14 protein-coding genes are annotated in these 17,770 nt (G+C 46.7%); 9 read left to right on the top strand and 5 right to left on the bottom strand.

Going from position 1 to position 17,770, the window contains the following annotated elements:
- Positions 1-79: 79 nt before the first annotated feature.
- Positions 80-1,609 (top strand): alanine/glycine:cation symporter family protein, encoded by a 1,530-nt coding sequence (locus tag B2X65_RS14850; protein WP_290613896.1) that lies wholly within the window; start codon positions 80-82, stop codon positions 1,607-1,609.
- 161 nt (positions 1,610-1,770) lie between these two features.
- The gene (locus tag B2X65_RS14845) at positions 1,771-2,124 is read left to right on the top strand and encodes a BON domain-containing protein (protein ID WP_290613894.1); all 354 of its coding nucleotides are present in this window, start codon (positions 1,771-1,773) and stop codon (positions 2,122-2,124) included.
- 32 nt (positions 2,125-2,156) lie between these two features.
- Here the strand turns inward: B2X65_RS14845 and B2X65_RS14840 are convergent, their stop codons facing one another.
- Positions 2,157-4,004, bottom strand: coding sequence for an ABC transporter ATP-binding protein (locus tag B2X65_RS14840; RefSeq protein ID WP_290613892.1), 1,848 nt, complete (start codon positions 4,002-4,004; stop codon positions 2,157-2,159).
- 260 nt (positions 4,005-4,264) lie between these two features.
- Between B2X65_RS14840 and ribA the strand changes: the two genes are divergently transcribed.
- Together ribA and ydiJ are read left to right on the top strand one after the other, a co-directional pair.
- On the top strand, positions 4,265-4,846 hold the full coding sequence (ribA, locus tag B2X65_RS14835) for a GTP cyclohydrolase II (protein WP_290613890.1): 582 nt from the start codon (positions 4,265-4,267) through the stop codon (positions 4,844-4,846).
- Positions 4,847-4,856: 10 nt separating this feature from the next.
- Positions 4,857-7,904, top strand: a complete 3,048-nt coding sequence (gene ydiJ / locus B2X65_RS14830) for a D-2-hydroxyglutarate dehydrogenase YdiJ (RefSeq protein ID WP_290613888.1) — start codon at positions 4,857-4,859, stop codon at positions 7,902-7,904.
- Positions 7,905-7,961: 57 nt separating this feature from the next.
- Here ydiJ and B2X65_RS14825 read toward each other — a convergent pair whose 3' ends face one another.
- Complete coding sequence (locus B2X65_RS14825; RefSeq protein WP_290613886.1) at positions 7,962-10,592, bottom strand: TonB-dependent receptor plug domain-containing protein; 2,631 nt, start codon at positions 10,590-10,592, stop codon at positions 7,962-7,964.
- 178 nt (positions 10,593-10,770) lie between these two features.
- Here B2X65_RS14825 and B2X65_RS14820 point away from each other — a divergent pair, with 178 nt between their 5' ends.
- The 5 genes from B2X65_RS14820 (at position 10,771) to B2X65_RS14800 (ending at position 15,229) form a co-directional block, all read left to right on the top strand.
- On the top strand, positions 10,771-11,340 hold the full coding sequence (locus B2X65_RS14820; protein ID WP_290613884.1) for a GNAT family N-acetyltransferase: 570 nt from the start codon (positions 10,771-10,773) through the stop codon (positions 11,338-11,340).
- On the top strand, positions 11,289-12,674 hold the full coding sequence (locus B2X65_RS14815; RefSeq protein WP_290613882.1) for an NAD(P)/FAD-dependent oxidoreductase: 1,386 nt from the start codon (positions 11,289-11,291) through the stop codon (positions 12,672-12,674). The genes B2X65_RS14820 and B2X65_RS14815 overlap by 52 nt, the downstream gene beginning before the upstream one ends.
- Positions 12,675-12,748: 74 nt before the next feature.
- Positions 12,749-13,396 (top strand): LysE family translocator, encoded by a 648-nt coding sequence (locus B2X65_RS14810; RefSeq protein WP_290613881.1) that lies wholly within the window; start codon positions 12,749-12,751, stop codon positions 13,394-13,396.
- Between the two features lie 99 nt (positions 13,397-13,495).
- On the top strand, positions 13,496-14,413 hold the full coding sequence (locus tag B2X65_RS14805; protein WP_290613879.1) for a rhodanese-related sulfurtransferase: 918 nt from the start codon (positions 13,496-13,498) through the stop codon (positions 14,411-14,413).
- Positions 14,414-14,659: 246 nt separating this feature from the next.
- Entirely contained in the window at positions 14,660-15,229 is a 570-nt protein-coding gene (locus B2X65_RS14800; RefSeq protein WP_290613877.1) for a YceI family protein, read from the top strand.
- A 78-nt stretch (positions 15,230-15,307) separates the two neighbouring features.
- On the opposite strand, the gene B2X65_RS14795 is transcribed toward B2X65_RS14800, so the two are convergent.
- The 3 genes from B2X65_RS14795 to nrdB all read right to left on the bottom strand — a co-directional run bounded on the left by B2X65_RS14795 (position 15,308) and on the right by nrdB (position 17,746).
- Complete coding sequence (locus B2X65_RS14795; protein ID WP_290613875.1) at positions 15,308-16,285, bottom strand: hypothetical protein; 978 nt, start codon at positions 16,283-16,285, stop codon at positions 15,308-15,310.
- 69 nt (positions 16,286-16,354) lie between these two features.
- Entirely contained in the window at positions 16,355-16,609 is a 255-nt protein-coding gene (yfaE, locus tag B2X65_RS14790; RefSeq protein WP_290613873.1) for a class I ribonucleotide reductase maintenance protein YfaE, read from the bottom strand.
- A gap of 6 nt (positions 16,610-16,615) precedes the next feature.
- Complete coding sequence (nrdB, locus tag B2X65_RS14785) at positions 16,616-17,746, bottom strand: class Ia ribonucleoside-diphosphate reductase subunit beta (RefSeq protein ID WP_290613871.1); 1,131 nt, start codon at positions 17,744-17,746, stop codon at positions 16,616-16,618.
- Between the last annotated feature and the right edge of the window lie 24 nt (positions 17,747-17,770).

The raw sequence follows: 17,770 nt of genomic DNA, 5'->3' as shown, positions 1-17,770 counted from the left end.
GCTATTAGCCTGATGTTATGGCAAATTAACGCTAGTTTATAATAATTAAATCCAACAACAATAATTACAGGGGAAACTGATGGAAGCCTTGGTCAGCACCGTAAATAGTATTATCTGGAGCCCGGCACTGATATTTCTGTGTCTTGGTGCCGGTTTGTTTTATTCCGTTATCACACGTTTTGCACAGGTCAGACATTTTAAAGAAATGTGCAAGCTGCTGTTTAACAGCAACGAATCAGATAAAGGGATTTCTTCTTTTCAGGCATTGGCTGTGTCGTTGTCTGGCAGGGTTGGTGTAGGTAACATTGCCGGCGTTGCTGCGGCTATTGGCTTTGGCGGCCCGGGTGCAGTGTTCTGGATGTGGGTCGTGGCTTTTTTAGGTGCCAGCACTGCTTACGCTGAGTCAACACTCGGTCAGGTTTATAAAGTTGAAGAAGACGGCCAGTATCGTGGTGGCCCGGCGTATTATTTTGAACGCTGTCTGGGCCAGAAGTGGCTGGCGATATTATTTGCCGTGTCTGCCATTATTGCCTGTGGCGTATTTTTACCAGGCGTACAGGCGAATGCCGTTGGCAATGCGTTTACCCAGGTATTTGGTGAAGGCAATATGGTGGTAACCAGTTTTGGTGAGGTGGGTACCTTTAAATTGGTGGCACTGGCAATAATCCTGATTGTACTGGCGTTCATTATCTTTGGTGGCATTAAACGTATTGCCCACTTCACGCAGATAGTCGTGCCCTTTATGGCGCTGGGTTACATTGTCATGGCACTGATTGTTGTATTTTTAAACCTGGATAAAGTTCCGGGTATTTTCAGTTTAATTATTTCTGATGCATTTACCGCTCAGGCCGGCATGGGCGCCGCGATTGGCTGGGGTGTAAAACGAGGAATTTATTCTAACGAAGCAGGTCAGGGCACCGGACCGCATGCTGCTGCAGCAGCAGAGGTAGATCACCCGGCGCAACAAGGCTTGGTTCAGGCATTTTCTGTTTACGTCGATACCTTGTTCGTCTGCACCGCTACGGCGTTGATGATTCTAATTACCTCGCAATATAATATTCAGACTGAAGATTTTAACGCTGCTACCGGCGCCGGAAGTATTATTGTTCAGAATATTGATGCTGCAACCGAGGTCGCTTCACCCGCCTTTACCCAAATGGCCTTAAATAATGTATTTGGTCAGTTTGGTCAGGCGTTCGTTGGCGTGGCGATTTTCTTTTTTGCCTTTACTACTATTCTGGCGTACTACTACATTGCCGAGACCAACGTGTCGTATTTAAACCGCTATTTTAAGGGCACCATTCCGTTAGTGGCGGTTAAAGTGGTTATTATGGCAATGGTGGCATATGGTATGGTTAACAGCTCAGGCTACATTTGGGGTATTGGCGACATTGGGGTCGGTTTAATGGCGTGGATTAACATTCTGGGTATTCTGGCTATCTTTTTTGTGGCTAAGCCTGCAATCCTCTGTTTACGCGATTATGAAGATCAAAAGAAAGCGGGTGGTCCGGTAACATTTGATCCGGTGAAGCTGGGTATCAAAAATGCGACTTTCTGGGAAAAGCGGCTGGCAGATCAGCAAGCGCTAAAATCGTCAGAGTCAAAATAAAATAAACTAATGAACGACAACTCGCATCATAAAAATGCCCGGCTATCTAGCCGGGTTTTTTATACTCAGGCGACAAAGCTGCATTAACTTTGCGAAGTCATTGTGATTAAACCATACTTAACAGGCAAAGCGACAACACGACTAAACAGAGGGAGTTAATTATGCAGGCAGCTAAATACACATTGGGTATGCTGGCCACACTGCTGGTAAGTGCAGCATTGCTGACAGGTTGTGAGCGGGAGCGCCAAAGTATTGAAGCGCCTACTGATGAAGCGGGGCTGACCATAGCACCCGAGAAAGGCATGTATGATGATCTGAATATAACCACGGCAGTGTCGACGTCGATTCGAGCTGAGCAGCGTCTTGAAAACCTTAATATTCAGGTCGAAACTGATAAAGGCGATGTCAGATTACATGGTAACGTCGCTACCGAGGAGCAACGACAACTTGCTGAAGCCATTGCCAGAGGCACGCCAGGCGTGCACGCTGTCAACAATGATTTAGAAATTCAATAACGGTTTGCCAATACAGCGGTGCAGGGCACCGCTTAATCGATACCAATAAAACCACCAGTTTGATGCGCCCACAGCTGGGCGTAAATGCCACCACTGGCGATAAGTTCGCTGTGGCTACCTTGTTCAACGATATTACCTTGATCCAGCACGATTAATCGGTCCATTTGAGCAATAGTTGACAAGCGGTGCGCAATAGCGATGACGGTTTTGCCGTCCATCAGTTTATTTAAGCTGGCCTGAATAGCGGCTTCAACTTCAGAGTCCAGCGCCGAAGTCGCTTCATCCAGAATAAGAATAGGCGCGTTTTTCAGTAATACTCTGGCAATCGCAATGCGTTGGCGCTGGCCACCTGAGAGTTTTACGCCACGCTCGCCAACCTGGGCATCAAAACCACTATTGCCGTTAGGGTCGGTTAAGTCACTGATAAATTCAGTGGCTTCGGCTTGCTCTGCAGCTAATATCAGCTCTTCTTCAGTGGCATCGGGCTTACCATAAGCAATATTCTCCCGCACAGAGCGATGCAACAACGAGGTATCTTGAGTTACCATCGCAATATGCTGGCGCAAACTTTCCTGGCTGACGGTACTGATGTCCTGACCATCGATCAGGATAGTGCCACTTTCAATATCATAAAAGCGCAGCAACAGGTTCACTAAAGTAGATTTTCCCGCGCCGGAGCGGCCGACTAAGCCGACTTTTTCGCCGGGTTTAATGGTTAACTCAAGTTGCTGCAACACGGCCGATTTACCGCCGTCGACCGGTTGTTTACCATAATTAAAGCCAACCTGTTTAAACTCGATTTTACCCTGAGGTACGATTAATTTACCGGCATTGGTTGCATCATTTACTTCAATCGGCCGTGACAGGGTGGCAATACCATCAGCCACGGTGCCAATGTTTTCAAATAGCGAACTGACTTCCCACATAATCCACTGCGCCATACCATTCAAACGTAGCGCCAGGCTTATGGCGATAGCAATAGCACCTACGGTAATCGCGCTGCCGGCCCATAAATATAGGGATAAGGCCGCAACACTGAACACCAAAATGTAATTAAGGCTCTGCACCGAGACGCTAAGACCGGTGGCAAGCCGCATTTGCTGGTAAACAGGCTGCAAAAAAACATCCATGCTGTCTTTAGCGTAACTTTCTTCGCGGTTGGTATGCGAAAACAATTTAATGGTGGTGATATTGGTGTAGCTATCAACGATTCGACCGGTCATTTCTGAGCGGGCATCAGCCTGTGCAGTAGAAACCCGTTTAAGCCGCGGTACAAAATAGAACTGCAGTGCAATATAGAGCACCAGCCAGAGCAGCATCGGCAAGATTAAGCGCAGATCGGCATCAGCAACAAAGAACAACATGGCACCAAAGTAAACCAGCACGTATACCATCACATCCAGCAGTTTCATTACCGTTTCCCGCACAGAAAGCGCAGTCTGCATTACTTTAGTAGCGATTCGTCCGGCGAAATCGTTTTGATAAAAGCTGACGCTTTGGCGCAGTAAATAACGATGTGCCAACCAGCGAATAGACATAGGATAGTTGCCTAGCAGCGTCTGGTGGACAATGGCAGAGTGAATAAACGTCATCAGGGGCAGTAAAACCAGAGTCACCAGCGCCATCCAGATTAGTGTAGCGCGTTCATCAGTAAAAAAATTATCAGGATCATTGGCCACCAACCAGTCAACGAGCTGGCCCATAAAACTAAAAAGTGACACTTCCAAAATGGCCAGAATAGCTGAAGACAGTGACATAAAAAGCAACGAACGTTCCATTCCCTTGGTGTAATGTCGGCAAAATGCCAATAAACCACGGGGTGGTTGGCCCGGCTCAGCCGCAGGGAAGGGTTTGGTAAGTCGCTCAAAAAAACGCAGCATGAAAAGTCCTGAGTGAATAATGAAGTAATAGCGCGCAGTATTGTACCCGAGTTTGTGGCTTTGGATCAGGCTAATCCTTTAATTGAGCGGCCAGTTGCTGTTTTCTGACGGATCCCCCTGCGCTCCTGTGATAATATAACGACATATTGCTGTAGCTAGGTTAAACCAGCCTGTTATAATCTGCGTAGATCGCCACTTGGATTAATCAAGCTCAGGCCCAATTTATCTTTGTTACCGCGCCTTTGTCGCTGAGATGTAAAATGACTATTAAACTTGTCACCTCCACTATTTTACCAACACCGTTTGCAGAGTTCAGACTACATGGTTTTGTCGCTGACAATGGCAAAGAACACGTTGCTTTAACGCTGGGGGATGTTACAACACATGAACCGCTGTTAGCGCGGGTTCATTCAGAATGCTTAACAGGTGACGCCCTGTTTAGTCTGCGCTGCGATTGTGGTCCGCAATTGGAAGCCGCAATGCGCAAAATTGCCGATTTAGGCCGGGGCTGTATATTGTATCTGCGTCAGGAAGGCCGGGGTATTGGTCTTATTAATAAAATCAGGGCATATGCTGAGCAGGACAAAGGTCTGGATACGGTTGAAGCTAATGAAATTCTTGGTTTCTTACCTGATATGCGGGAGTATGATATTGCGGCGCAAATGTTTACCCAATTGGGTATCCAGCAAATACGTTTGCTGACCAATAATCCACGCAAATTAAAAGCCTTAAGCGATGCGGGGGTGAATATCCTGGAGCGAGTACAGCATCGGGTAAAAACCACCGCCCACAGCCATCGCTATCTGGCAACCAAAGCCGCGAAAATGGGCCATATGGAGTAACGAACAGCTAATGATCCCTAAGTTAAACCCGGAATTGGCGCTGGACGCCAGCATCGTCGCCTTTGGCAGAGCGCTGCTGGCGGCTGGTTTTAACGGTGATATAGAGACCAGTTACGGCAGTCGCTTAGCAGTAGCCACTGATAATAGTGTCTATCAGGCGTTACCGCAGGCAGTTCTGCTACCCAAAACAACCGACGATATTGTGATCCTTACTTCGCTGGCACAAACTTCCAGTTTTTGCCATATAAAGTTCAGTCCACGTGGCGGCGGCACTGGCACTAATGGCCAGGCCCTGACCGAGCATGTGGTGATAGACTTGTCACGGCATATGCGCGCCATTTTAGAAATTAACGTTGAAGAGCGATGGGTAAGGGTACAAGCTGGGGTGATTAAGGATCAGCTTAATGCGTTTTTAAAGCCCTACGGCTTCTTCTTTGCACCCGACCTATCAACCTCTAACCGGGCCACTATTGGTGGCATGATTAATACTGACGCGTCCGGTCAGGGCTCTCTGGTCTACGGCAAAACCAGTGACCATGTGCTGGCGCTTAAAACGGTACTTATCGATGGTAATGTGCTAAAAACGCATAAAATGGCCACTTTTGAAGCTGAGCACCGGGCACAGATGCCTAACAGCATTGGTCATATTTATCGTCAGGTGTTGGCGAGTTGTCGGGATTACCGGGAGCAAATCCTGGAAAAATTTCCACGATTAAACCGCTTTTTAACCGGATATGATTTAGAGCATGTGTTTAATGATGATTTAAGCGAATTTGATCTCTCCAGAATTATCACTGGCTCTGAAGGATCACTGGGTTTCGTTACTGAAGCAAAGTTAAACATTACGCCCATCGCTAAATTTAAATGCCTGTTAAATGTCAAATATGACCGGTTTGAAAGTGCCCTGAGAAACGCGCCTTTTCTGGTGGCCGCTCAGGCGACCTCGGTTGAGACGGTCGATAGTAAAGTACTGAATTTAGCGCGTAACGATATTATCTGGCATCAGGTAAAGGAATTAATTGCCGACGTACCCGACACTGATATGCAAGGCCTGAATATGGTTGAGTATAACAGTGAGGATAGCGCCGATATTGAACAAAAAGTAGCAGCTCTGATCGCAAAACTGGATCTTGCTATCGCCAATAAAACCGATGGCATCATTGGCTATCAGCTCACATACGATGCCGCCGCGATCGGTAGCATTTATGCCATGCGCAAAAAAGCAGTAGGCTTACTGGGAAATACCAAGGGCAGTCAAAAGCCAATTGCTTTTGCTGAAGACACCGCAGTACCACCAGAAAACCTGGCAGACTTTATCATGGAATTTCGCCAATTGCTCGACAGCCACGGCCTGCATTACGGCATGTTTGGCCATGTTGATGCCGGGGTGCTGCACGTGCGCCCGGCGCTGGATTTGTGCGATCCTGAACAGGAAAAGCTGTTGCGGACCATTTCAGACCAGGTTGTCGCGCTCACGGCCAAGTATGGTGGCCTGATGTGGGGCGAACATGGTAAAGGCTATCGAAGCGAATATGGGCCAGCTTTTTTTGGTGATGAGTTGTTTAATGAATTACGAAAAATTAAAGCTGCTTTTGATCCACGTAATCGGGTGAATCCCGGAAAAATCTGTACACCTTATTATAGTGCCGACCAGCTCGTATCCGTTGATGGTCAGAAAAGAGCCTGGTTTGATCGACAAATACCAGTCAATGTTAAGCAGAGCTTTGACAGTAGTTTAAACTGCAACGGCAATGGCTTGTGTTTTAACTATGAAGAAAGCTCGCCGATGTGTCCATCAAGCAAGGTAACCAAAGATCGGCGTCACAGTCCAAAAGGCCGGGCTGGGTTGATGCGCGAATGGTTACGCCTAACCGAGCAGCAGGGTTTTGATGTACTGGCAAACGAGCGGCAACTGACTGTTAAAAAACAGAGTTTTGGTGAGTTGTGGCAAAAAGTTAAAAATAGCCTGGCCAAAAATCAGGGTGAGCCGGATTTTTCTCATGAGGTAATGGAGGCGATGGAAGGATGTCTGGCCTGTAAAGCCTGCGCCAGTCAATGTCCGGTTAAAGTTGATGTGCCATCGTTTCGATCGCGCTTTCTGCAGCTGTACCACAGTCGTTATCTGCGTCCGGCTAAAGATTATATTGTCGGCAATATTGAACGCACCGCACCCGTACTGGCTAAATTTCCTAAACTGGTTAACTTTGTAATAAAACGTGATGTTACTGCAGTGATATTGAAGAAAACAGTAGGTTACGTAGACACGCCATTACTGTCGGTGCCTACTTTGGCACAGCAGATCGGCGAAAAATACCGGTTTGATTTAACCCGCTTACAGCAAAACCCGCCGGCGGCCAACGCGAAAACGGTATTGCTGGTTCAGGATCCTTTTACCAGCTTTTATGAAGCTGAATTAGTGGCCGATGCCTTGCGATTACTGGAAAAGCTTGGCTTTGATCCTGTGCTGTTGCCGTTTTTACCTAATGGTAAACCACAACACGTCAAAGGCTTTTTACGCGAGTTTGCTAACACGGCGAGCAACGCAGCACAGTTTTTAAACCAGCTACAGCTGCTTAACGTGCCCATGCTCGGATTAGATGCCTCTCTGGTTCTGGTATATCGGGATGAATATACCAAAACGCTTGCTGATAAACGCGGCGATTTTAACGTGCAACTGTTACACGAGTGGCTGGTAAACCAAACACTTCCAAAAGCTGATACCGCGAGCGATTTTGCGCTGCTGGCGCACTGTACTGAAAAAACGGCATTACCCGAAACAGAAAAATCCTGGCAGCAAATATTCAATAAGGCAGGGCTTGGTCTAAAGCCGGTAAGTGTTGGGTGTTGTGGTATGGCGGGGACTTATGGTCATGAAGCGCAAAACCTGAACAACAGCAAAACCTTGTTTGACATGAGCTGGCGCTCACCGATTGAACATTATGGTGTTGCCAATACACTGGTGACAGGCTTTTCCTGTCGAAGCCAGGTAAAGCGGCTGGTTGGCGATAAACCCAGACATCCGTTACAGGCACTGTTACAAGCGTTACCACAGGAATGATCTAATAAAAAAACGCCCTCAGCTGAGGGCGTTTTTTATTTACCGTATAAAATTCAATTAGAATTTATACGTTGCACGGATATAGTAATAGCCACCATTAATACCCATAGGTGATGTTTCGTAGTATTTACCACCAAATTCATTGTTGGCAACACCCGCCTGGGTTAACTGCAATTTCTCTGGCTCTGCGTCAAACAGGTTTTGAGCGCCAGCCGAAAGCATGATGTTGTCGGTAAAGTAGTAACTTACCTCAGCATCGAACGTTACCTTGGCTGCTGCATTTACTTCAGTTCCAGGCTCTTCAGGTGAGCCGACCCAGTCTACGTGGACGCCTTGATATTCACCATAATAATTAGCCCGTGCAAAAAAGCTCCAGTCGTCCCAGCTCTGGTTCCAGCTCAGAGTAGCCCTGTGGTTGGGCAGGTCATTCTCAAGACGTGAGACTTTGTCAGGCCCGGTAATGGCAGGTCGACCCTCCGGTGGCGTACTGATCCGATCTACTTCTGTCTCGTTCCAGTTATAAGCCAGACTGAAAGTGCTTCGGCCATTCAGCAGGTCCATTGCATAGTTTGCCACTAAATCGATACCCTGTGTGGTGGTATCAAAGTCATTGGTAAAAAAGCTGACCTGCTGGATAGAGTCAACGTTTCTGACTCCGGCAGCGCGTAAGTCGTCACGATCGTCATCAGTCAGGTTAATTTTACTGGACTGACTGATCCGATCGGTCACTTCAATATTGTAATAATCCAGCGTGATAAAGAAGCTATTACCACTGTAAACCACACCAAATGCATAACTGGTTGACTCTTCAGGCGTTAACTCCTTTCCGCCTAACTGTAACGAAATAGGGTTGGTTGGAGGCAGCAATGCTGAATCTACCAGCACACCAGATTCAAGGTTAGTTTGCACGTTACTAACGTTAGATTGACCGACGGTTGGCGCCCGGAAACCCGTGCTGGTAGAGCCCCGTAATGCCCAGTCATCATTTAAGCGATATTGGCCGGTGATTTTATAATTGGTGGTGTCACCAAAAGTATCATAGTCTTCATAACGAAGTGCCAGACCAAGCAACAACTCCTCAGTCATTTCTGCTTCCATGTCAACATAGGCAGCATAGTTTCTGCGGGTATAAACGCCGGCATCTTCCGGTTTAAAACCCGGGAAGCCATTCGAACCGATACTAAAGCCCTGATCAACATAAGGACCTACTGTAAAGGACGCGACATCCCCTGATACGACTTCAAAGCTTTCTTCTGTCCACTGCGCACCGAAAGCAACGGTTAAATCTTCGTATAAGCCTGCAGGAACAAACTTGACAAAATCTGCACTGAAGGTTTTTTCAAGCTGGATATACTTACCTGGGTTAAATTCTGTAGGGGTATCCGGGCCAAGAGAGGCATTGACTGTATTGGTCATTTCGTACGTTGACTCATTGCGGCCAACCGAGCCACTAAAGTCGTACATAATGTCTTTTAGCCAACCGTTTTTAAATTCACCTTTGGTACCTGCGGTCAGGGCAGTATCAGTAACATTACCACCAAAAGTCGGAGTGAAACCGCCCGGGAATAATTCGTTAAAGGCAAAACAGTTTTGTCCTACAGGGGTATTAGGATCCGCAATCAGCGCATAGTCAGCCTGATTCAGCACGTTGCCAGTGGTAATATTTACCGTTGGGCAAGCGATGTTAGGGTCAAGTTGCGCCACTAGCAGGGTTTCGCCACCGTCATTAGAGAACACACCGGGCCGGTTATGTGGATTACGGTAATAAAAACCACCAGTCACATCGCGCTCTGAGTAGTTACCAAACATATATGCTTGGCCACCGTTGCCCAAATCCAGGCCGGTGTTTACAAAAATGGTAATATCATCCTTTATTTCAGGAGAGCCCCAAATCTGAGTTAATGGGGCAATGAAGTTATTGCCAGCAGCTATAAAGCCTAAAGCATCCGGGCGTTGCACACTGCGACTGGTCGCGTCTGAGTTTTTATACTGAGCACTGATGTTGACAAAACCGTCGTCAGTTAATGGCATACCAATATTAGCGGCGTATTCGGTAGAGGTACCGTCACCTTCATAATATTCGCCATGCTTAACTTCAAAACTTCCGCCGTCAGCCGCATCTTTTAATACAAAATTGATGACCCCGGCAATGGCATCAGAGCCGTATTGCGCTGCAGCGCCATCCCGCAATATCTCTACCTGCTTTAGTGCTATGCCCGGAATAACAGAAATATCAGCGCCCTGGGCGCCATCATTTATACCACCGCCTAAAAAGGCAATAACTGAAGCTTTGTGGCGACGCTTACCATTGGTCAAAATAAGGGTACTGTCAGCTGACAAACCTCGCAGGTTGGCCGGACGAACCAGTGTAGCGGCGTCGCTGATCGGGTTGGAATGTACGTTTAATGAAGGAACCGTAGTTGTTATCATGTTCAGCATATCTGAACTGCCGCTTTTAGTGAGTTCATCACCACCAATAATATCAACAGGTACCGGTGAGTCACCAATTGAGCGGGGAGCTGAACGGCTGCCAACTACTGCAATTTTTTCAATTTTCTGCTCTTTTGTCGCAGTGTCACTGGTCTCCTGTGCAACAACGGCACCACTGACTATACCTAACGCAAACGTGGTTGCTATGGCATACTTAACTGCATGCGCAACCGGGTGGTATTTATTGTTGTGTTTCATAGTGTTTTCCTGGATTATTTTTTTGAGTTTCACTAGATAACGCTTACTGCACAATAGCGCTAAATTAACCATATTTTAAAATGATGCTATTGTCCATCGCAGTTTACCGGCGGTTGGTCGAGTAATTGGGAACGGATTGTTAAAATACTCAGCTGCTGGTCAGCTGTAACGGAGTTTTATGAAATCGATAGCCGTTATGGACGAGGTGTTCCTGTCGCAAGTGGTGTTACTTGCAAATCAGGTTCATGGTGAGAATTATCTTGATCTGACTAAATTAACTGAGTTGCGTCAACGGGGCATTAAGCACAATATTAATGCCAGTTATGTCGCGCTGATTGACAACAGGGTAGTGGGATATCGACTAAGTTTTGCTGCGGGACAATGGCCTTTAGATGAGTGGTGTTCAGTTCCGCTATGGCCAGTTTCCCCAACACAAATGGCCTATTTTAAGTCTGTTGCAGTGGCCCCTGAGTTACAAGGACAAGGCCTTGGCACACAGCTATTGCGTGCATCTGTTAAGTCATTACAGCAGCAGGGTGCGACTGCAGGCCTCGCTCACATTTGGCAGCAAAGCCCAGGCAATGCCGCCCAACGCTATTTTACTAAGGCCGGCGCAGCACTTTTGCAGGTTCATGCAGATCGTTGGCTGCATTTGAGCCAGACTACCGGTTATCTGTGTCCAATATGTGGAAACCAATGCCACTGCACCGCAGCAGAAATGGTATTGCCCTTCGCGGAGCTGAGTTGATGTACGACCCCTATATTGATACCACACTTAACAGCAACCAACCTGATATCGGTAGCTACTGGCAAGCTGCAACACAGGCAAGCCCAGACTATCCGGCACTTAAGCGAGATATCCGTTGCGATACATTAGTGATTGGCGCCGGCTACACCGGGTTAAACTGTGGATATGAGCTGGCAAAAAAGTATCAGCGTGATGTTGTGATGGTCGATGCCCTGCAGCCAGGTTGGGGATGCAGTGGTCGTAATGGTGGTTTTGTGCTCAGGGGAACAGGCAGACTGGGTTTAGCTCAGCTGGCCAGTAGATTTGGTATTGACACCGCCAGAGTGTTTCACCAGGAATATGGCGCGGCGATATCGCGGGTAAACCAGCTTATTGCGCTGGGAAATATTGACTGTCAACCGCAAGCTGGCGGCTATTATAAATTGACCCATAAATCCGGTATGGCCAGAACACTGAGGCAGCAAGCGGATTTTTTAAACCAGAATTTTGACTATCCGGTGCAGTTTTTTGATAAATCACAATTGTTGCAACAGATAGTGAATCATCAGCAGGCAGATGCTGCGCTATATTTTCCGGATTGCTATGGTGTAAATCCACTTGCCTTAGTGCAGGGCTATGCAAAAATGGCTGTTGAAGCTGGCGTAGCCCTGTTTGGGCAAACCCCGGTAACCCACTTTAAACGCGTTAGCAAAGGTTTTGAAGTGATCACTCCGCAGGCAGTTATTTCTGCCCGTAACCTGGTATTAGCCACCAACGCTTACACCGCAAGAGGATTGTACCCCGGTATTAATCAGAGCTGCTTGCCGGTGCTTAGCAGCGTAATCGTAACCGAACCACTGAGTACCAGCCAGTTACTGCAGCTCAACTGGCAGCAAAACAGCATTATAATGGATACCCGCATGCTGAAGTACTATTATCGGTTGCTGCCGGATAACCGGATTTTATTTGGTGGCCGGGGAGCCATTACTGGCAAAGCTGCTTCCGACCCTGTATACCCCCGTCGGTTGCTGAGGGCGTTAAAACATTGCTTTGCTGGTTTGGAAAATCTTACTTATCAATATCAATGGAGTGGTTGGGTTGGCGTGTCTTTTGATGATTTACCCAGAGTCTGTGCTGTAGAGCCCAATCTGTTTTATGCTGCGGGTTATTGCGGAAGTGGGCTATCATTCAGTGCACTAGCAGGAGAACGACTGGCCCAATTGGTTGCCGGGGAAACGTTACCTGCATTGCCCATTTATCAAAGCACGTTGCCTGCTTTCCCGATGTCAGCATTGCGACGACAGGGGCAGCAGATGTTTTACCAGTGGGGGCGCTTTAAAGATCGCTTTTTATAGCCGTTTCGCTAATGGTTTGCTGGAGTTAAGCTGATGTGTTGCTTACAATGGGCTTTTTTTGATGCAGGGTTAGCATGTCTTTCTGGCCGGAATTTTTAATTATTGCTTCGGTACATTTGCTTGCGGTTGCCAGCCCGGGACCAGATTTTGCAATTGTGCTTCGTTATGCGGTGCGCTATGGTCGCAGGGCCGCTGTTTTTGCCAGCCTTGGTATTGGTGTGGCTATTTTGCTGCATGTTACATACTCTCTGGTAGGGATCGGTGTGTTAATTAAAACCACCCCCTGGTTGTTTCAACTGCTCACGGTATTAGCGGCGTGCTATTTGCTGTATCTGGCTCAGGGCGCGCTTCGCGCTAAGGCGCCGGTGGGCAAGGACGTTATTGAACTTGAACGGCAAGCCACGCCCGCAAGTCTTAAGGCATTCAGTGCGGGTTTTATTACCAATGGATTAAATCCCAAAGCCACCTTGTTTTTTCTTTCTCTGTTTGCCGTGGTCATTTCTGCCGAAACCCCCTTTAGCTTCAAGTTGATTTATGGTGTTTATATGGCATTAGCAACCGCTGCCTGGTTTTGTCTGCTGTCTTTTGTGCTGACTAATAGCAAAATCCGCGGTTTTCTATTACTGAAAGGTTACTGGTTTGACCGGCTGATGGGGGTGTTGTTGCTGCTATTGGCGGCGCAGTTGCTGCTCAGTAGTTTTGGCGGAGCTAAGGGCGGTTAATTTAGCAGGCCGGCTTGGCCTGCTGGTTAAGGATCGCTATAATACCGGCCGTCATTAATTTGCTCTGGATTTACGATCCAGCGTTGCAAGAGGTTAATTATGTTTGTTGTTGCAGCACTATATAAATTTGTCAATTTGCCTGATTATCAGGATTTACGTCAGCCACTTTATCAAGTTATGGCCGAAAACGAAGTTAAAGGTACCTTGCTTCTGGCTGCCGAGGGAATAAATGGCACTATCTGTGGCAGCCGTGAAGGCATTGATGCGGTAAACCAATGGTTTGCATCTGATCCGCGTTTCGCCAACCTTTCATACAAAGAGTCTTTTGCCGACGAACCGGCTTTTTACCGTACTAAGGTAAAACTAAAAACTGAAATTGTGACGATGGGGGTTGAGGGGATAAACCCGGCGCATATTGTTGGTACTTATGTGAAAGGCGATGCCTGGAATCAACTTATCAGCGATCCGGATACCTTGTTAATTGATACCCGAAACGATTACGAAGTTGCTATCGGCACTTTTAAAAATGCCATCAACCCGAACACGACCACTTTTCGCGAATTTCCACAGTGGGCAGCCGAAAATCTTGATTCAAACAAACATAAAAAGGTGGCGATGTTTTGCACCGGTGGTATTCGCTGTGAAAAATCTACTGCGTTTCTAAAAGAGCAGGGTTTTGACGAGGTCTATCATCTTGATGGCGGAATTTTAAAATACCTTGAAGAAGTGCCTGCCGAGCAAAGTTTGTGGCAAGGAGAATGTTTTGTGTTTGATCAGCGGGTAGCGGTGAAACATGGGCTGGAGCAGGGGAGTTATGACCAGTGCTATGCGTGTCGGATGCCGTTATCGGTTGCGGAGATGGCTTCGCCAGACTACGTTAAGGGTTTAAGTTGTCCTCATTGCGTCGCGCAAACCACCATAGAACAAAAAGCAGCGTTTGCAGAGCGGCAAAAACAAGTCACGCTGGCAAAAGCCCGCGGTGAAAAACATATTCGTGACGGTAAACTCGATACGTAGTGCTAAATCCCCTTCTGATCTATTCTATAAAGTAGAAAGATATCTGTCGTAAAATGCTATTTTAATTCTTTTAAGTTGAGCTATTCTGCCTTTACACGCAAGGGCGGAATAGTTCACTACCTCTGTCAGCTGATCATAATGTGTTAAACGTGCTTTTACGTGGCCAGTGTTAAGCCCTTATAGCGAATGATGCAGTTGCTACGAATTACGACCATTGACCCAAAACGATTAAACAGGAGCTTAAAGATGAAGAAGCTGTTACTTGCTGCCGCTGTTACAGCCGGTTTTAGTGTGTCTGCGCATGCCGCAGATTATAAAATTGATACCGACGGTGCTCACGCGTTTATTCAGTTTAAAATCAGCCACTTGGGATATAGCTGGTTGTATGGCCGTTTTAATACGTTTGATGGCCAGTTTAGCTACGATGCTAACAAACTGACTGACTCAAAAATTAACCTTGTGATTGATACTGCCAGTGTAGATTCAAATCACGCCGAACGAGATAAGCACTTGCGCAGTGCCGACTTTCTTAATGCCAGTAAATTCCCCAAAGCCACTTTTAACAGCACTAAAATTGTTGCTAAAGAGGGTGAAAATTTCGACTTGTACGGCACGCTGACTCTCAATGGCGTAACAAAAGAGGTTGTTATTGCAGCGAAGAAAATAGGCGAGGGCAGTGATCCCTGGGGAGGATACCGGGCGGGTTTTGCCGGAAGTACCTCTTTTGCTTTAAAAGATTTTGGTATTAATTATGATCTGGGCCCGGCTGCATCAATGGTTTATCTTGATCTCACTGTAGAGGGTATCCGTCAGTAAACTAGGCACTCGCCAGCTGCCTTGCCCGACACTAAGTCATCGCAGGTAGCTGGCAGATTATTACGTTTATTAGCGCTGTTACAATGGAGTGGTAAGCTGAACTTTCACCTGATCTTTCAGATCCATAAAGTCTTGATCTGCGCTGGTTGTATTGGCTATATCGGCAAACAGCAGTTCAGCCCGTCCCTCACTACCAGCCAGCATAAATAGTTGAACTAAACGCAATTTAGCCCAATTAAGCCGGCTTTGATCACTATCCTTGTAATAACCAATATATTCTGACAGTGCAGTAATACCTTCCAACACATTGTCGTTGGTCAGGACAGCCAGCCGACCAACCTGATAGAGAGCATTGTAACGTTGCGTTGGCTTAGTACTAAATTCAGCGGTCTTACTGTAGAGTTGCTGAGCAACAATATGCGCATCCTGTCTGGCCAGAATACTGGCTTTGGTGGCGAGTAAATCAGGCTGATTTGGCATTTTTTTCAAATGTTTATCAATTAAGGCAACTGCCTCACTTAAGCGGGCTTCTAAAATCAACAGTTGGATCTCAGCTAAGGCTCCCTGCAGCGGATTGACACTGGCAAGCAATGTGGCTTGCTCTGCCGCTAATGTTTTGCTGCCTCCCGCCGCAGGCGGTGCCGATTGATAAAAACTGATCAGCGCATGTTGCGCCGGATAATTGTCCGGATTTTCGGTTACTGCTCTTACTAACAATTGCAAGCCATCACTGGTCCGTTGCCGGGCATTAAAAATATTGCCATCAGACGCCAGCACAATTTTATTGATCCCGGCCAGATACAGTAGCTCACTATGCCGGGGATACGCTACGATGAGCTGATTTAGCAGCGTATTTGCTTCTTCGCGTTGGCGTAAATTGAACATGGCCTGGACATAAACAGCCGTCAAATCCGGATTGCTCTTCAAGTCGGGCTGCTGATCAATTTCAGTGATGATTTTTCGATATTGAGCTTGTTCGTACCAGCTGTTTGCCTGCTCCGGCTCAATAGCAAAAGCAGAAAAACTGAACAATAAACCCATAAACGCAACTTTCATTGAAACCCGCCTCAAAGCAAGATAAATACCGGATAAGTGTGCGATATAACGTGAGAAAATACCAGTGGTTCAGGGGATTTCAATTTTAATATCTGTGGTAGGAATACTACAACAGGGTAAAAATTCACCTTTTCGGACAAACGCCAGCGGCTCATGTAAATAGTGAATGCTGCCACTGAGCAGTTTACAGCGACAAGCACCACAGTAACCTTCTCGGCACTGATAGCTTATATCCTGTTTCTGCTGTTCAAGACTATGCAAAATGGTCGGTTGGCTGCCATCGAATTGAATAGCAGCCTGGCCGATAACCGTAATTTCAGGCATTACAGTTCAGAGATCGAAGTCGCCGAACTCAGCACCATCAACTTCATTGTCTATCTGGCCAACCAGATATGAACTGATTTCAGATTCTTGTGGTGCCACCTGCACATTATCTGACACCAGCCAGGAGTTTATCCAGGGAATGGGGTTCTGAGTCGTACTAAAGCGAGCCTTTAAGCCTATTGCCTGCATCCGGCTGTTAGTAATGTATTCAACGTATTGACACAAAATATCTTTGTTAAGACCAATCATTGACCCGTCTTTAAACAAATATTGCGCCCAGTCTTTTTCCTGCTCTGCGGCTTTTAAGAAAATAGCATAGGCTTGTTCTTCACATTCCCTGGCAATTTCCGCCATTTGCGGATCATCTTCACCGGCAGCCATAATATTAAGAATATGCTGAGTACCCGTCAGGTGCAGAGCTTCGTCCCGGGCAATCAGTTTAATGATCTTGGCGTTACCTTCCATCAGTTCGCGTTCAGCGAAGGCAAAACTGCAGGCAAAACTGACATAAAAGCGGATCGCCTCGAGTACGTTAACCGATAACATACACAGATACAGCCGCTTTTTAAGTTCCCGCAGGGTAATACTGACAGTCTGGCCATTAATCTGATGCTCGCCTTCACCACAGCGTTGATACAGGTTAATACCATCAATCAGGCTATCGTAATAGCGGGTGACATCATCAGCACGTTCCAGAATTTTTTCATTAAGCATAATGTCATCAAACACTTTATGCGGTTCAGACGTAATGTTCCGGACGATATGGGTGTAGCTTCGACTATGGATCGTTTCACTAAAGGCCCAGGTTTCAATCCAGGTTTCTAGCTCTGGAATAGAAACAATAGGTAAAAACGCCACATTAGGGGAGCGTCCCTGCACAGAATCTAACAGGGTCTGATACTTCAGATTGCTCAGAAATATATGTTTCTCATGGTCTGGCAAATTCTGAAAGTCAATCCTGTCTTTGCTGACGTCGATTTCCTCAGGGCGCCAGAAAAAGCTTAACTGTTTTTCAATCAGTCTCTCAAATATAGGGTACTTCTGCTGATCGTATCGCGACACGTTGACCGCATTGCCAAAAAACATTGGCTCTTTTAGTTGATCATTAATTTCGCGATTAAAGGTGGTATACGCCATTGCTGTAAATATCCTAACTAAACA

This window comes from Arsukibacterium sp. UBA3155 (genome assembly GCA_002364615.1).
Lineage (GTDB): Bacteria > Pseudomonadota > Gammaproteobacteria > Enterobacterales > Alteromonadaceae > Alishewanella.
This window is presented reverse-complemented; position numbering and strand designations above follow the sequence as displayed.

Excerpts from the sequence above, each read along its gene's own strand:
- B2X65_RS14850 (WP_290613896.1), top strand. The coding sequence starts at position 80 with ATGGAAGCCTTGGTCAGCACCGTAAATAGTATTATCTGGAGCCCGGCA.
- B2X65_RS14845 (WP_290613894.1), top strand. The coding sequence starts at position 1,771 with ATGCAGGCAGCTAAATACACATTGGGTATGCTGGCCACACTGCTGGTA.
- B2X65_RS14840 (WP_290613892.1), bottom strand. The coding sequence starts at position 4,004 with ATGCTGCGTTTTTTTGAGCGACTTACCAAACCCTTCCCTGCGGCTGAG.
- ribA (WP_290613890.1), top strand. The coding sequence starts at position 4,265 with ATGACTATTAAACTTGTCACCTCCACTATTTTACCAACACCGTTTGCA.
- ydiJ (WP_290613888.1), top strand. The coding sequence starts at position 4,857 with ATGATCCCTAAGTTAAACCCGGAATTGGCGCTGGACGCCAGCATCGTC.
- B2X65_RS14825 (WP_290613886.1), bottom strand. The coding sequence starts at position 10,592 with ATGAAACACAACAATAAATACCACCCGGTTGCGCATGCAGTTAAGTAT.
- B2X65_RS14820 (WP_290613884.1), top strand. The coding sequence starts at position 10,771 with ATGAAATCGATAGCCGTTATGGACGAGGTGTTCCTGTCGCAAGTGGTG.
- B2X65_RS14815 (WP_290613882.1), top strand. The coding sequence starts at position 11,289 with ATGCCACTGCACCGCAGCAGAAATGGTATTGCCCTTCGCGGAGCTGAG.
- B2X65_RS14810 (WP_290613881.1), top strand. The coding sequence starts at position 12,749 with ATGTCTTTCTGGCCGGAATTTTTAATTATTGCTTCGGTACATTTGCTT.
- B2X65_RS14805 (WP_290613879.1), top strand. The coding sequence starts at position 13,496 with ATGTTTGTTGTTGCAGCACTATATAAATTTGTCAATTTGCCTGATTAT.
- B2X65_RS14800 (WP_290613877.1), top strand. The coding sequence starts at position 14,660 with ATGAAGAAGCTGTTACTTGCTGCCGCTGTTACAGCCGGTTTTAGTGTG.
- B2X65_RS14795 (WP_290613875.1), bottom strand. The coding sequence starts at position 16,285 with ATGAAAGTTGCGTTTATGGGTTTATTGTTCAGTTTTTCTGCTTTTGCT.
- yfaE (WP_290613873.1), bottom strand. The coding sequence starts at position 16,609 with ATGCCTGAAATTACGGTTATCGGCCAGGCTGCTATTCAATTCGATGGC.
- nrdB (WP_290613871.1), bottom strand. The coding sequence starts at position 17,746 with ATGGCGTATACCACCTTTAATCGCGAAATTAATGATCAACTAAAAGAG.